Origin of the sequence: Bradyrhizobium sp. B097, from assembly GCF_038957035.1 — a bacterium.
Lineage (GTDB): Bacteria > Pseudomonadota > Alphaproteobacteria > Rhizobiales > Xanthobacteraceae > Bradyrhizobium.
The window spans coordinates 7,040,224-7,054,461 of record NZ_CP152412.1 but is presented as its reverse complement, the minus strand read 5'-3'; the positions used below and the strand labels follow the sequence as shown (position 1 = coordinate 7,054,461).

The 14,238-nt window shown below is 57.4% G+C and carries 10 protein-coding genes and 1 pseudogene; 6 read left to right on the top strand and 5 right to left on the bottom strand.

Annotated features, from left to right (window positions below):
• Positions 1-83 precede the first annotated feature (83 nt).
• The 4 genes from AAFG07_RS32455 to AAFG07_RS32440 all read left to right on the top strand — a co-directional run bounded on the left by AAFG07_RS32455 (position 84) and on the right by AAFG07_RS32440 (position 5,108).
• Positions 84-974, top strand: a complete 891-nt coding sequence (locus AAFG07_RS32455) for a crotonase/enoyl-CoA hydratase family protein (protein ID WP_342723787.1) — start codon at positions 84-86, stop codon at positions 972-974.
• Between the two features lie 454 nt (positions 975-1,428).
• Entirely contained in the window at positions 1,429-2,844 is a 1,416-nt protein-coding gene (locus AAFG07_RS32450; protein ID WP_342723786.1) for an amidase, read from the top strand.
• A 19-nt stretch (positions 2,845-2,863) separates the two neighbouring features.
• On the top strand, positions 2,864-3,889 hold the full coding sequence (locus AAFG07_RS32445; RefSeq protein WP_342723785.1) for a sterol desaturase family protein: 1,026 nt from the start codon (positions 2,864-2,866) through the stop codon (positions 3,887-3,889).
• A gap of 385 nt (positions 3,890-4,274) precedes the next feature.
• Positions 4,275-5,108: a transporter substrate-binding domain-containing protein gene (locus tag AAFG07_RS32440; RefSeq protein WP_342723784.1), complete on the top strand. Its 834-nt coding sequence runs from the start codon at positions 4,275-4,277 to the stop codon at positions 5,106-5,108.
• Positions 5,109-5,496: 388 nt separating this feature from the next.
• On the opposite strand, the gene AAFG07_RS32435 is transcribed toward AAFG07_RS32440, so the two are convergent.
• Positions 5,497-6,162 carry an XRE family transcriptional regulator gene (locus AAFG07_RS32435; RefSeq protein WP_342723783.1) on the bottom strand — a complete coding sequence of 222 codons (666 nt, stop codon included), beginning with the start codon at positions 6,160-6,162 and terminating at the stop codon, positions 5,497-5,499.
• Between the two features lie 215 nt (positions 6,163-6,377).
• On the opposite strand from AAFG07_RS32435, the pseudogene AAFG07_RS32430 reads away from it, so the two are divergent.
• A pseudogene (locus AAFG07_RS32430) lies at positions 6,378-6,874 on the top strand (DUF2493 domain-containing protein); the annotation flags it as partial.
• 1,175 nt (positions 6,875-8,049) lie between these two features.
• Here the strand turns inward: AAFG07_RS32430 and AAFG07_RS32425 are convergent.
• The 4 genes from AAFG07_RS32425 to AAFG07_RS32410 all read right to left on the bottom strand — a co-directional run bounded on the left by AAFG07_RS32425 (position 8,050) and on the right by AAFG07_RS32410 (position 13,072).
• The gene (locus tag AAFG07_RS32425) at positions 8,050-8,436 is read right to left on the bottom strand and encodes a sarcosine oxidase subunit gamma family protein (RefSeq protein WP_342723782.1); all 387 of its coding nucleotides are present in this window, start codon (positions 8,434-8,436) and stop codon (positions 8,050-8,052) included.
• A 130-nt stretch (positions 8,437-8,566) separates the two neighbouring features.
• On the bottom strand, positions 8,567-11,530 hold the full coding sequence (locus AAFG07_RS32420) for a sarcosine oxidase subunit alpha (protein WP_342723781.1): 2,964 nt from the start codon (positions 11,528-11,530) through the stop codon (positions 8,567-8,569).
• Positions 11,527-11,802, bottom strand: coding sequence for a sarcosine oxidase subunit delta (locus tag AAFG07_RS32415; RefSeq protein WP_342723780.1), 276 nt, complete (start codon positions 11,800-11,802; stop codon positions 11,527-11,529). The genes AAFG07_RS32420 and AAFG07_RS32415 overlap by 4 nt, the downstream gene beginning before the upstream one ends.
• A gap of 19 nt (positions 11,803-11,821) precedes the next feature.
• Positions 11,822-13,072 (bottom strand): sarcosine oxidase subunit beta family protein, encoded by a 1,251-nt coding sequence (locus tag AAFG07_RS32410; RefSeq protein ID WP_342723779.1) that lies wholly within the window; start codon positions 13,070-13,072, stop codon positions 11,822-11,824.
• A gap of 93 nt (positions 13,073-13,165) precedes the next feature.
• Between AAFG07_RS32410 and AAFG07_RS32405 the strand changes: the two genes are divergently transcribed.
• Complete coding sequence (locus AAFG07_RS32405) at positions 13,166-14,140, top strand: GlxA family transcriptional regulator (protein WP_342723778.1); 975 nt, start codon at positions 13,166-13,168, stop codon at positions 14,138-14,140.
• Positions 14,141-14,238 lie beyond the last annotated feature (98 nt).

Below are 14,238 nucleotides of genomic sequence, written 5' to 3'. Positions count from 1 at the left end.
CAATTGAATGCAGCGCGTGATCCGGCTGATCAAACGCAGCCCACGGCCAGAATTACGTTCAGGAAGACAGTTGAGGGAACCGAATGGCATACGAGACGATCAAATATGAGGTTTCCGAGCAAATCCTCACCATTACGCTGAATCGGCCCGACAAGCTCAACGCGTTCAACGCGAAAATGCAATCCGAACTTATCAATGCCTTCGACGCCGCCGATCAAGACGATGACATCCGCGCCATTATCGTCACCGGCGCCGGACGTGGGTTCTGCGCCGGCGCGGACCTCTCTACCGGCACAAACACTTTTGATCGCGACGCGCAGCGTGGCCCGGTACGTCGCCTGCCTAATCAGCAAGTCGATTACAGCGATCCGCGGGTCCGCGACGGTGGTGGACAGGTGACTTTGCGCATTTTCAAGAGTCTGAAGCCAGTGATAGCCGCGGTGAACGGTCCCGCGGTTGGTGTTGGCGTCACCATGCAGCTAGCGATGGATATCCGCATCGCCTCTGAAGCTGCACGCTTTGGTTTTGTTTTCTCTCAACGTGGGATCGTGCCAGAGGCAGCTTCTAGCTGGTTTTTGCCACGCATAGTCGGCATCTCGCAAGCATTGGAATGGTGCTATACTGGCCGTGTCTTTCAAGCGCGCGAGGCATTAGCGGGACGGCTGGTCAGCAAGGTGGTCCCCCCGGACGAACTATTAAATACTGCGCGTGAGTTGGCCAAGGAGATAGCTTCCAAAACCGCGCCGGTGTCGATCGCGCTGATCCGACAGATGATGTGGCGCATGACGGGCGCCGAAGATCCGATGGAGGCGCATAAGATAGATAGCCGGGGTCTTTACACGCGCGGACGCTCTACCGACGTAAGGGAGGGCATAACGTCGTTCCTAGAGAAGCGTCCGGCCATGTTCAAGGATAAGGTCTCAAGCGACATGCCGGATTACTTTCCGTGGTGGCAGGAGCTGGAGTACAAGTGAGTTCGGACGGGACGACGCGCGGTGCTGCAGGAATTAAGCGAACTGTTTCAGACCGCGCTGTACCAATGAGTGGAGCTGCGGGCCCGATAGCGAACTACGACTACGAGGTACTGTTGCGGTACGTCGAGGACTGCTCAAGGGCTGGATAATAGTCGGCTTGGGATTCCCGCGAGGATCTCTGGGCAAGCTGCGCGCTCAAGGGTTGTAAAGCGGTTTCTTCGGCCATGAAGCAGCCGCCTGACCACGTCATACAGCAGAGTTCGAGAAAGGAAGGATGCATGACCGACGTTGAATTCGATAGCGCGATGAGTCGAAGCGGCTTACGACTTAAACCGGAGACGATTGCCGAACTGCGACGTGCGAGCCCGATTGTCGACTTGCTGGCTGATCGGGTTTCGCGCAGAAGACCCCCGGATGCTCGGCCCTCTCTTGCCTTCAACCCCGAGCAGCGTCGATGAAGCCGCAATTCACTATCTCGGAAGCGTCCCGCCTGTTCGAGGCAGGGAAGCTTTCGCCCGTTGAACTGACGCAGGATTGCTTCAGTCGGATTAGCGCCGCGGACGCTCAGCTTAATAGCTTCCTGCTCCTAACTGAGGAGCGAGCCATGGCTGATGCCCGCGCATCAGAGCGACGCTGGAGCAGCGGTCAGCCCAAGGGCAGGCTGGATGGCATCCCCATCGCTCACAAGGACGCCTTTGACACGGCCGGAATACGCACTACCTGGAACTCTCGTATCCTGCAGGAAAACGTTCCGGCCGAAGATGCAGTTGCCGTTCGCAATCTGGCCGAGGCAGGTACGGTGCTCATGGGCAAACTCGCTACGTATGAGTTTGGCTTGGGCGGGCCGTCGTTTGACCTGCCTTGGCCTCCCCCTCGCAATCCCTGGAATCTGAACTACAGTCCGGCAGGAAGCAGTAGCGGGACGGCCGTTGCTATTGCCGCCGGTTTCATTTTGGGCGGTACAGGATCAGACACCAGCGGTTCGATCCGTGGCCCCGCGTCAGTTTGCGGGATCTCTGGGATCAAGCCAACTTATGGGCTGATCGACGGTCGCGGCATTCTCCCGCTCTCCTTCACTTTGGATCATGCTGGGCCTATGGCCTGGACGGCAGAGGATTGCGCGTTCCTGCTGCAGGCGATGGTGGCTCATGGCTCGAATGAGCCTGGTAGAATGGAATCCGCGGTAGCCGACTTCACTTCAGGCATCGACGGCGGGATCAAGGGACTGCGGATCGGCGTGGTTCGTCACTTTCATGAAGTCGATGCCCCTGTTAGCGTGGCGACCCGGACGGGCATCGAAGAGGGCTTAGACGTGCTGCGCGAGCTAGGCGCCAACATAACTGATGTAAGCCTGTCGCCCCTAAGTGATTATCACGCGTGTTGTACCCTGATCTGCTTTGCTGAAGGCTACGCTGTTCATAAGCCATGGCTGACGACGCGCTATTATGAATACAGCGAGTTCTTTCGAGACCGCGTAGCGTTGGGTGCGCTGATAACTGGCGATCAGTACGTCGACGCATTGCGACGTCAGCGCGAGTTGTGCCTTGAGATGGCAGCCGCTATGTCGGACGTAGACATACTTGTCACGACGTCGCAAGCGACCGAAGCGATACCATTCGAAGCGGTGCAGAAGTGGTCTACCTGGGAAAACGTTAGTTTCAACATACCTTTCAATGTAACCGGTTATCCCGCAATCTCTGTTTGCTCAGGTTTTGGTGATCTAGGCTTGCCGGTCTCAATTCAGCTAGTGGCCAAGCCCTACTGCGAGCCTCTTCTGCTTCGGACTGCGCACGCGTTTGAAAGAGCGACTTCTTGGCGTCGGAAGCGACCCCCTTCATTCGGCGGCAAAGAGCTGCCCCGATCCGAATAGGTTGGAGGCGAGTTTATCGATGGAGAAGGGCCTGGATGACACCCTATATGGCAACCGCGACAAACGAGGGTACTGGACACCCAAAAGGCTAATAACGCGGGCGCCAGTTTTCGTCTGGCCGGTCCAGCCGATCAAGTTTCTACGCTATATGTTCGGTTCTCCGGGCTACATTTGGCCTCGGAATGCTGCCTTTCTGGTGTTGACTTTTTTCACAATTCGTTATTTGACGCCGTCACTAGAGACTATGCGGAACTTCAGTGTTGGCTGGATTTCGCTCATCCTGCTGCGCAATGCAGTGCTGGAGCTGCTGATCTGCGGCGGCTTGCATTTCATGCTCTATATCCGGCGCCGACAGCAAACGGCTTTTAAGTACAACGCGAGGTGGCCTGAGGCTGATAATTCAAGCTTCCTATTTGGAAGTCAAACAGCGGAAAATGTGTTCTGGACGATGTGCAGTGGAGTGCCAGTCTGGACGGCGTACGAAGCGGTGATCTGGTGGATGTACGCCAACGGCTACATTGCGCGTGTCGATTTCGCGCAACATCCGATCTATTGCGTGGCTTTGCTGCTATTAGTGCCCCTTTGGGAAGGGATACACTTCTATGTGGTTCATCGCCTGATCCATATGGGGCCGCTCTATCATTGGATTCACAAAGTGCATCACAACAGCTTCAACCCCGGCCCGTGGTCCGGCCTGTCGATGCACACGTTCGAGCACCTTATCTACTTCTCGCTTGTGCTGATCGTTGCCGTGGTTCCTTCAAACCCTATACACTCCATGTTTATGCTCATGTTTTTCGGGCTTCATCCAGCCATCGGTCACCTCGGCTTCCATGCCGTTGCTACGCGTGACGGCGAGTTTATCGACAATGACATCTACTTTCATTACCTGCACCACAAGTATTTTGAAGTGAACTACGGCGGAGAGCTTCATGGGCTCGATTGGCTGTTCGGAACAGCGCATGATGGTTCACCGGAAGCCGAAGAAGCGATGTACAAGCGGATGAAAGCCAAGAAGTATGTGCGCGGCTCGTCACAGGGATGATCAGTAGTTGAAGCCCCGCGAACACTTCGGTCGCATGGACATCGTGAGAGCGCGCCTGTCCAGTAGGAGTTTGGTTGAGCCGCGCGTTCGATCGGGAAGGCCGATCGGTTCTAAAAAAGAAAGAAGCCAGATCGACTGCAGGAAGATTTGCTGTGGTTTCATTATCCTGGGTCCAAGTCTCCCCATCGACACCCCGAAGGCTGACGAAGGCCCATAGCTTTTCGGAGAGTTCAAGAGAACCTAAAAAATCTGTAGCGGCAGCATCTTTAGAGGGCAAAGCCGCTTTGGCATTGTTAGGCTTCAGGAATGCGCAAACGCGCGATAGGAATTATGCCCGATTATCCAGTTGAGCCTAAAAGGGGATAACATGTCTAGTAGATCTGTCGTGCGTAATTTGGTCTCTAGCTTCGCTCTCTGCGCGAGCCTACTGACCACGGCTGCTTATGCGCAGGAGTCGCGCAAGACGATTAACGTTGGGACCGTGGTCATCTATCCACCGCTAGAATTCAAGGACCCCAAAACCGGCGAGCTAACGGGCTTCAACCATGACCTGTTTGAGGCGATGGCCAAAAAGGCCGGGTTAAAGGTCAACTGGATTGAAGCTGGTTGGGTGGAGCAAGCCAGCTTTGCTCCCCTTAAAACTGGCCGCGTAGATGTCGCAACAGGGGACATGTGGGACACGCCCGAGAGGCGCGAAAACGGGGTGAGCTTCATCGACTTCCTGAACGAGCCGACCTATCTCTACACTCTCACCGCGAAGGCCGACCAATTCAAGGACCTGGCCGCCCTATGCGGAAAACGTGTGGCGAATACGCGGGGTAGCAAAGCCATGCTCGGAACCGTTGAACGCTGGAGCGAGGAAAATTGTACGAAAGCTGGGAGACCTGGTGTGGAGCAGCTGGAGGTCGCTAACGGATCAGAACAACAGCTGATGATGAAGCAGGGCCGAGTGGACGCCGGCTTTATTGGAGCCACCGCATTCGCGCAGGCGAGGAAGGCCGAGGGAGAAGATGTCTTCAAACCGCTCGGAGGCCCTCCTTTGGCCAATTTCTTGTTTGGTTTCCCGTATCTGGCAAAGAATAAGGAACTAGGCGACACTTTGAAAAAAGCCTTGGATGAAGTGATAGCCGACGGCACTTATGCCCAGCTCCTGAAAAAGTATGGGCTACAAGAAGATAGCTCAATCGGCGATGTCTCGTTGGTCAATTCCGGAAAGTGACTTTATCAGCAAACTGAAGAGGATCCGCCACCGCCTCTCGTGACGGTGGCGGATCCCAATGCCGAGTAAACGAGGGTTATGGACTTTGCACGAGCAACAGTGCCCACGCCTTGGTTTGTGCGCACTGGCCGGACGCCCATTAGATCACCGTAGCAGTCGTCTACGCAAAGTCGCTTCGCGGTGGCTATTCACAACATTGCACGATGAATTCTTCGCCGCAATTGCAAGGCTCCGGCTTACACGGAGAGCCACGAGAGAATCGGCACCGCCTGACGGGTATCTTTGAACGGAATAAGATCGCTACACGAGCGTCGTCGCTGGTGACAACAAACCAGGACTGTTGTGCGCGGCCGTGCGTATGACGAGCGCGACCGAAGGCGCTAGTCTCTCAACTCTGCCGTGGGTAAACAATGATAGAAAGATACGTCATTGGAGCTTTGATCAGCTCTTCCGGACCGTGACGGGCGGCGGCATCAAAGAATAAAGCGTCTCCGGGCTGAAGCAGATAGCTTTGGTCAGCGTGCCGATATCTGACCTTGCCAGTCAACATGTATATGAATTCAACGCCCGCATGTCGGAAATCGGTGTAGGGCGCGGCATCTGACTTGAGCGTTATCAAGTAAGGCTCAACGACGACCTCGCCACCAAGCGAATGCCCAAGCAGATCATACAGGTGTCCCGCCTTTGTGCCGCGACGCTCGATGCGAACGCCCGTTCCCGCCTTGACGAAGGAACAGTCGCGTTGCTCGCCTGTCTCGTGGAATAGATGAGCTATGGGGACATTTAGAGCCTTCGCCAGAGATGATAGGGTCGATAGGGATGGCGAAATGGTGCCGTTCTCGATCTTCGATAGCATTCCGGGAGAAATGCCTGATGCCCCGCTCAGTTTGGATACCGTCAGATCAAACCGCTTTCGAAGCCGTCGGATTTCGGCACCAATTTCAGCCTCTAGCGTAGGGGGCACTTCTTTTGGGGCAGACGAACCCGTGAGCAGGTCGACATCTCGCTCTGTTGGTCTTGTAGTCTTGGATGTCGCTGTGCTCGCTTTTTTCACTGTGTTCACCCTTCCCGGTACCCGTGGAGTAGAGGATCGTACTCGAAATGAGATGGTGGGGTGAACGCAATGTGTGCAAGATTTGCTCAGTTTTTTGAGCTGATCCGCTACCTTGTCCGAGATTGATTGGCGTCATCCGCAATTGGGGCGCCGGCCCGTGCAGCATGGTAAGATCAGTTCGACCGACTTATCAAAAGCCAGAGAGTAGGTCAGCCAAACGCCACACCCATTCCGTCTGGCGGCCGCCAGGCGGAATGGGTCGAAGGTCAACCACCGCAATCTGACCTCCGCGATGATCGACAGCCGCGACTTCCTGTTCGCGAAGAAGCGCGCCGACAATCATGTGCTCATTCCGCCCGGACCGAAAGTCGCGCTGACCGGTGGTCTCGACTTCAACGATCGCCGGTTGATCTGGGCTAAGCTCGACCAGGTGCATGCTAAGCATGCGGACATGGTGTTGCTGCACGGCGGATCTCCCAAGGGCGCCGAGTTGATCCCCGCCAGGTGGGCCGACAATCGCAAGGTTCCGCAGATCGCCTTCAGGCCCGACTGGACCAAGCATGCCAAGGCCGCTCCGTTCAAGCGCAACGACACGATGCTCAACGAGCTCCCGATCGGGGTGATGCATTTCCCGGGCACGGGAATTCAGGACAATCTTGCCGACAAGGCGAAGAAGCTCGGCATCCCGGTCTGGAGGTTCGGCGGCGCATAAGAGCCGCTTTCGCTTCTATGCGTGATACATGAAACCGGAAAGCCGGATGGCCGGCTTCGGCAACGCCGCTTTTCAGTTCGGCTCACCCGTTACGACGATGCACGCCGCACGGGTATAGTGCGCCAACTCCGCATCGTTCTCGATCAGATCGTCGAGCAGTGCCTTCATGTCGCTCTGGTCAGACACCGATTGAAGCGGCCCCGGCTGGTAGCTAAACCTCGCGGGTGTTTCTGCCGCAACGTACGCATCCGCCTTGTTCGGCAGTGCCGCGCCTACGCGCTGGGGGCTAGAGGTGGACTGCCTGAGGCAGAAGCCGCGGACACAGCATACCGGATGTTACGTCCCCGCTCAAAAGCGCGTGCTTCGTACGTTTCGCTCACAAATGCACGTTGAATCGCCAGGGCGTCGCCTCTATGTCACCTATGTGGCGAATAAGCGCAAATCCAGGACCTCTCCGTTAGCAGGCCCGACCGACCGCCAGGCCTGGGAGGTGCAGCACGAGATCAAGGCTTACACCCAAAGATTGGTCACGAACGTAAAGTTAGCCCGCAAGCTCTTTGAACCAACGGGGCCAGCCGCGGGCTCACAGCGGCGGCCGCCGAACGAGCGCTCCTAGCCCGTGGAGAGAGCCGCGCCCGGGTTCGCCTAGCTTCGGTAGGCCCTGCCCCGCCGTAAAATAAGGCGCCCGGCCTAGTATACTGACCACGCGTCCTGGTCTTACATTGCGGAAATTCTGCTTAGCGCTCCGGTAGCTTTGTGCGACCGACGCGTAGACGGGCGGATACCCGTGGGCCACCGCAGCGTGATGGTTTTTAACTTAGTGAGCGTGCAGTCGGTCAATTTCGACAGGATCAGCCATCCCTGCAGCGGCTGTACGATGCCTCGGGCCTATGCACAACTCTCCTCGACCAGAGACTCTTTTGGGACCTCGTATGCTCCGAAAATCCAGCAGCTGGAACAGCGTGGTGACGGGCGTCGCTGTGTCGAGAGCCAATACGTTCGAAAGGGACGCCGGAACGAAAGAGCAGCATCGGTCGCCTCCGCGGATAAACCATAAAAACCGCGGTACTCTTCGAAGTAACTTTGGCCTATCAGTTGATCAATACCACACGATGGGCACTCGATGGTCGCTCCAGGTCATGTGCGAAAGGAGATGAGTGCGTTGGCTCCGGGCTCTAGGCGGTCAAAGACATGCGCAAGAGGTCGTCCCACAAGCTTTCGGCGAAACCGCGCAAGACAATAAGCTCGAACGACGTTTCATCGATGCGGGTCAAATGGGCCGCGATGTGTCCGAACAGGGTCGTAGTCGCGTGTCCGATCGGAAAGGTGGAGAGAGCGAGGTCAACTCCCGTACCCTTCGCAAGCGTACGTTCGACGGTCGGGCCACTGATGGCGATACGAACTCGGCCGTGACTTTGGTCAATGCCGACCGCCTCAGGGGCTAGGCTTTCGAGCATCCCCCTCAACGCATCCTGCGGGATCGCTGTCTCGGAAACGATGAACCATTGACCGGGCGAAACTGGACGAACCGAATAGGGGATAGCGCGCAATTGGTCAGGCATCTTCGAGGTCCCGCCCCCTGGCTTCGCTATTACAAGAACTATGTGCCCATCTGACAGTGGCTTCAGGCTTACGTCAGCCATCACCAATGGTGCTCTGTCGGCCAATGCTGCGCGAGAGAATAAGACAACATCAAGCATGGAGCTTCTCATTCTTCGGGTCAACAAACGTGGGGCTACAGAGGCGTCCGGGTGTAAACTCTCCTCGTAAGCCGTTCCAAACTAGGATCTCTTCTCCGTGTCGATCAGCTCCGCGCCTGACGAGTGCTAGCCCGATCGTCGAGCCCACGTGAGGCGAATAGCAGCTCGACGTCACATATCCCTGGTCATTCTCCAAGGTGGCTTCTGCGCCCTTGGCAAGGATGTGCGATCCGCTGCTGAAGCTCGATTTGGGATCCAACGGCACCACGCCGACTAACTGAGGACGGTCTGGCGCAATCAGGCCCTCGCGGGAAAGCATGTGTTTGCCGATGAAGTCTGTCTTGGTGGGGGAGACCATCTTGGCGAAACCAAGATCCGCCGGCACTACGGTGCCATTGATCTCGTTATGGGTGACGTGGCCCTTTTCGATCCGCAGGACGGAAAGCGTCTCGACGCCATAAGGCTGGATGTTGTAGTCTCGTCCAGCCTGCATGACCGCATCAGCTACGCTCTCACCATAGCCGGCTGGCACGGCGAGCTCATAGGCCAGTTCGCCGGAAAACGAGATGCGGAAGAGTCTACCAAGTAGCTGGCCTCCAGCCAGTGACACAGTGCGGGCGGCGAGGAAAGGGAAAGCGTCGTTGGAAAGATCCTCGTCCACAATGCTCTGCAGCACTAGCCGAGACTTCGGTCCAGCAACTGCCATCTGTGCCCATTGATCGGTCACGGACGCCAAACGAACGTCGAGCTCCGGCCAGAGTGCTTGTGCGCAGAACTCGAGATGGTTCATCACGCCTGCTGCGTATGCAGTTGTGGTGGTCATAAAGAAGCGGTTCTCTTCAAGCCGGCTTGTAGTGCCGTCGTCGTATATCATGCCGTCTTCGCGCAGCATCAACCCATAGCGGGCCTTGCCAACGGGTAGCTTGGCGAAAGCGTTGCAATAAACCCGATTGAGGAATTCGGCGGCGTCTTGACCGCAGATCTCGATCTTGCCGAGCATAGAGACATCGCATAGGCCGACGTTGGCTCGGACGTTCTTCGCTTCGCGATCGACACTCTCCCGCCAACTCGTTTCTCCGGCGCGGGGAAACCAGGAAGACCGATACCAAAGGCCAGTCTCGACAAATTTTGCATTGTTCTTCGCCGCCCATTCATGCAGGGGCGATTTGCGCACCGGTTGAAAGTGATGGCCATGCGAAGTGCCCGCGAGCGCGCCGAAGGATATCGGAGTGTAGAAGGGGCGGAAGGTAGTTGTGCCTATCTGTGAGGGCAAGACGCCGCGCGCCTCGGCCAGAAGCCCGATTGCGTTGACGTTGGACAGCTTGCCTTGGTCGGTCGCCATACCGGTGGTCGTATAACGCTTGGCATGCTCGACATGACCATAACCTTCCCGCACTGCAAGGTCGATGTCATTGCGGTGCACGTCATTTTGGAAGTCTACGAACGCCTTGCTGCTCACACCTGGAACGGTCCAGACCGGCTTCGCGGCCTTCGGCGCGATGTCCCTCTCTACTGTCCCGAAAGTGGCGGCGGTCGCTGAAAAACCAAGCTCGCCAAGAATCTGAGACGCGCGTGCGGCGCCATCAGTGAGGCACGCAGCAATGCCTGCTTCTGCGTTGACGGCGCCCGCCAGGCTTAGGTCTTTGAGATCAGGAGGGGCTAGAAACGCGGCGTGTTGCTCAGACCACACGGGCTTGCGGCCGCGATGACAGGCAAGGTGTATGATGGGACTGAAGCCACCTGATATGGCGAGTGCATCAACTGAGATCTTCTCGACCGTACCGCTCTTCCAAATCTCGATCGAGGATAGCGACTTGCCGCCGTGGGCATTGCTAATGAAGGCGCCCTGAATCAATCGTGCCCTGCCTGTCCAAGCTAGATATGCATCGAGCCGGCTATCCACGATGACCGCGAGGTCAACACCCTCTGCCTCGAGATCGCGCGCGAGGGCGTAGCCACTGTCGTTGGTGGTGAATATTGCGGCCGTTTTGCCGAAGGCCACCCCGTAACGATTTAGATAGCTTCGTGCGGCGGATGCCATCATGACACCGGGGGTGTCGTTCCCGCCAAACACAAGCGGCCGCTCTTCTGCACCCGACGCCAGCAATGCTCGTTTCGCGACGATGCGCCAGAGCCGTTCAACCGGCCGGTTTGCATGGGGCTGCTGAACATGCTTCTGCACTCGCTCGACCGCGCCGAATACGTTGCCGTCGTACCAACCGAATGCGGTGGTGCGGGTCAGCAAGTCGACGTTAGGCATGCTCTCGAGCTCTGCCACGGCTTTGCGGACAAAGTCAGCCGCCGCCTGGCCGCCAATGAGGGCCGTGTCGTAGAGCAGGCCGCCCCCAGGCAACGCATTTTCGTCAAGAAGCACCACCCGAGCGCCGGTGCGCCCGGCGGTTAAGGCTGCAGCCAAGCCTGCTGGGCCTGCACCGACAATGAGCAAATCGCAGTGAGCCCAGCGTTTTTCGTAGGCGTCAGGATCGGGATCATACGTTGCCTTGCCTAGTCCTGCCGCTTTCCGAATGACCGGTTCGTAGAGCTTCTCCCAGAGGGCCGCCGGCCACATGAACGTCTTGTAGTAGAAGCCAGCGCCGAGAAAGGGCGAAAGGAGCCCATTGACTGCACCGATGTCAAAATCAAGCGAAGGCCAGCGATTTTGGCTCTTTGCTTCGAGCCCATCATAGAGCTCCTGCATAGTCGCCCGCGTATTTGGCTCCGTCCGTCCGCCCGAGTTTATCGTGACGAGTGCGCTTGGCTCAGAAGAGCCCGCCGTCAGAATGCCCCGCGGGCGGTGATATTTGAAGCTGCGCCCGACGAGCCGTTGGCCATTGGCGAGCAGCGCCGACGCCAGACTATCACCGTCGTGACCTGAAAATCGTTTGCCGTCGAAGCTGAAGCGCAAAGTGGACCGGCGATCGACGAGCCCGCCTTTACGTAGACGATACGAGGTCATGTGTTGGAATCCAGCAGTGACACCGCGGCGTCCCGAGAAGCTTCAATTTCGTGAGTGACAGTGCTGCGGGTCACGATCAGCCAGCGGCGACAACCGGAGGTATGATGCCAAAATTCTTCATGAGTTCCGCGCGAATTGTTGCGCAAGTAAACGTAGTCGAGCCAGGACTCGACCGGCGCATCCGGGAGGGGCCGCCTAAGCGCCGCACCTTTGATCGTAAACTCTTCCTTCGGCCGGACGCCGCAATGGGGACATGGAACGAGGCTTGCCATCTCATTTGACCTTGTAGGATCAGTGCAAGTTAGGTTGGGCGCCCTGACCTTTTTCGTCGATCATCAATCCGCGTGCGAACCGATCAAGACGGAAAGCGGTGGCCGTCGCCTGCGGAGCGTCGTGAGCAATTAGATGCGCAAAGCAATAGCCGGATGCAGGAGTGGCCTTGAAGCCGCCGTAGCACCAGCCGGCATTGAGATAGACGTTGTCGATATGGGTTCGGTCGATGATCGGCGATCCATCCATAGACATATCCACAATCCCGCCCCAGGATCTAAGGACGCGCACGCGCGACAGCGCCGGGATCATTGCCTTACCGGCCTCCGCAACATGCTCGACGGCGGCGAGGTTGCCGCGCTGGGCGTAGGAATTGTAGCCATCAATATCACCGCCGAAGACGAGACCGCCTTTGTCGGATTGCGAGCAGTAAAAGTGACCGGCGCCAAATGTAACGACGCAATCGATGAAGGGCTTAAGCCCTTCCGATACAAAGGCCTGAAGCACATGACTTTCGATTGGCAGTTTCAGGTCAACCATCTCGGCGACAAGCGAAGAATTTCCGGCGACGGCTAGAGCCAACTTGCCGCAGCCGATGAAGCCCTTGGTCGTTTGCACGCCGAGTACCCGTCCACCGGCCTGTCTGATGCCAGTCACTTCGCATTCCTGGATAATGTCGACGCCCCGCATATCGGCGCCGCGCGCATATCCCCAAGCGACGGCATCGTGCCGAACCGTGCCGCCGCGGCGCTGGATCAGGCCGCCCTGGATTGGGAAACGAGCATTTTCGAAATCAAGGAAGGGCAGCATCTTCCGAACGGCTTCGCGATCGAGCAGTTCGGCGTCTACTCCATGCAGGCGCATTGCGTTGCCGCGCCTGATGTAAGCATCGCGCTGCGCGTCTGAATGGAAAAGATTCAGAACGCCACGCTGAGAGACCATGGCGTTGAAGTTGAAATCCTGCTCGAGGCCCTCCCAGAGCTTCATTGATAGTTCGTAGAATGGGTTGTTTCCCGGTAGCAGGTAATTCGAACGAATAATGGTGGTGTTGCGTCCTACGTTGCCCGCGCCGATGTAGCTCCTTTCCAGCACTGCCACGTTGGTGATGCCGAACTCCTTGGCGAGGTAGTAGGCCGTGGCCAAGCCGTGACCGCCGCCGCCCACAATAACAACGTCATACCGAGGTTTCGGTTGTGCCGCGCGCCACGCTGGACGCCAATGCTTGTTGCCACGAAGGCCGCGTAGGAAAATCGATAGGGCCGAGTAGCGCATTCCGTGCTTTGCCTCTGAAAACGGAAGAAAAGGCTATCAGCCGACCAGCTCACAGTATTGCACAAAAGGGACAATAAACTGTAAGAATGGGACATGCCGCTCAATCCGAAGAGCACCCAAAGGATAGGCTTTGCGCTCATCGAGAATTTCGCGCTGATGTCCTACGCGTCGGCAAGCGAACCGCTGCGCGCCGCCAACCTCTTGTCAGGCGTACCGCTCTATGAGGTTGTGCCCCTTTCGTCTGATGCTGCACCGGTTGCTAGTTCTTCGGGCTTGCTCATTTCATGCAAGTCGATCGCATCCGAAGGAGCGCGTTGTCACACGATCTTCGTTTGTGCGGGCGGTACAAGGCAGGATTGGCTTGGGCACGAGCAGCTCGTATCGGTTTTGAGGCGGCTATCTCGGCAGGGCATCCGTATCGGCGCAATCTCCAGCGGAGCCTACATTCTCGCTGCAGCCGGCCTGCTCGATAATCGCGACTTCACCATCCATTGGGAACATGCGCCGATTTTGCGTGAAGCCTTTCCGCATCTAACCCCGCGCCAAGCGCGCTACGTGCTTGACGGCGACCGTATCACCTGCGGCGGGGGTATAGCCCCGCTAGATATGATGCATGCAATCATTGGTGAACGGATGGGACCCCACTTCGCGCGCCGTGTTAGTGATTGGTACTTGCACACGGCGATTGCCGAACCGGGTGCCCCGCAACGGGGCGCTGCCGCTGAGCGCTTTGGTACAAACCATCCTGCGCTGCTTGCCGTCCTTGAAAAGATGGAGGCCTCAGTTGAGCGGCCGCTATCGCGCTCGGCTATGGCCGCTTTCGTCGATATCAGCGTTCGCCATCTAGACCGACTGTTCGCATCTGAGATGCATGCAGGCTTCCTCGATACATATCGTCGGATACGCCTTGACCATGCTCGACGACTACTCGAGCAGAGCCCCTTGTCGGTGTCTGAAATCGCCTTCGCGACGGGCTTCTCGAGTGCGGGCCATTTCTCGCGCGCTTTTGCCTCCGCCTTTGGCCGGAGTCCTCGCAGCGCCCGTAAGCGTACATTGCGTGGTGGGTGAACGCTAAAGCGCCTGTCCGGGCACTATCGTCGATCAGAATTTGAACGAGATTCGCGCTTCTTGAGCGCTTTGGGGGGGGCGTCCGCTGGCTGAACTTT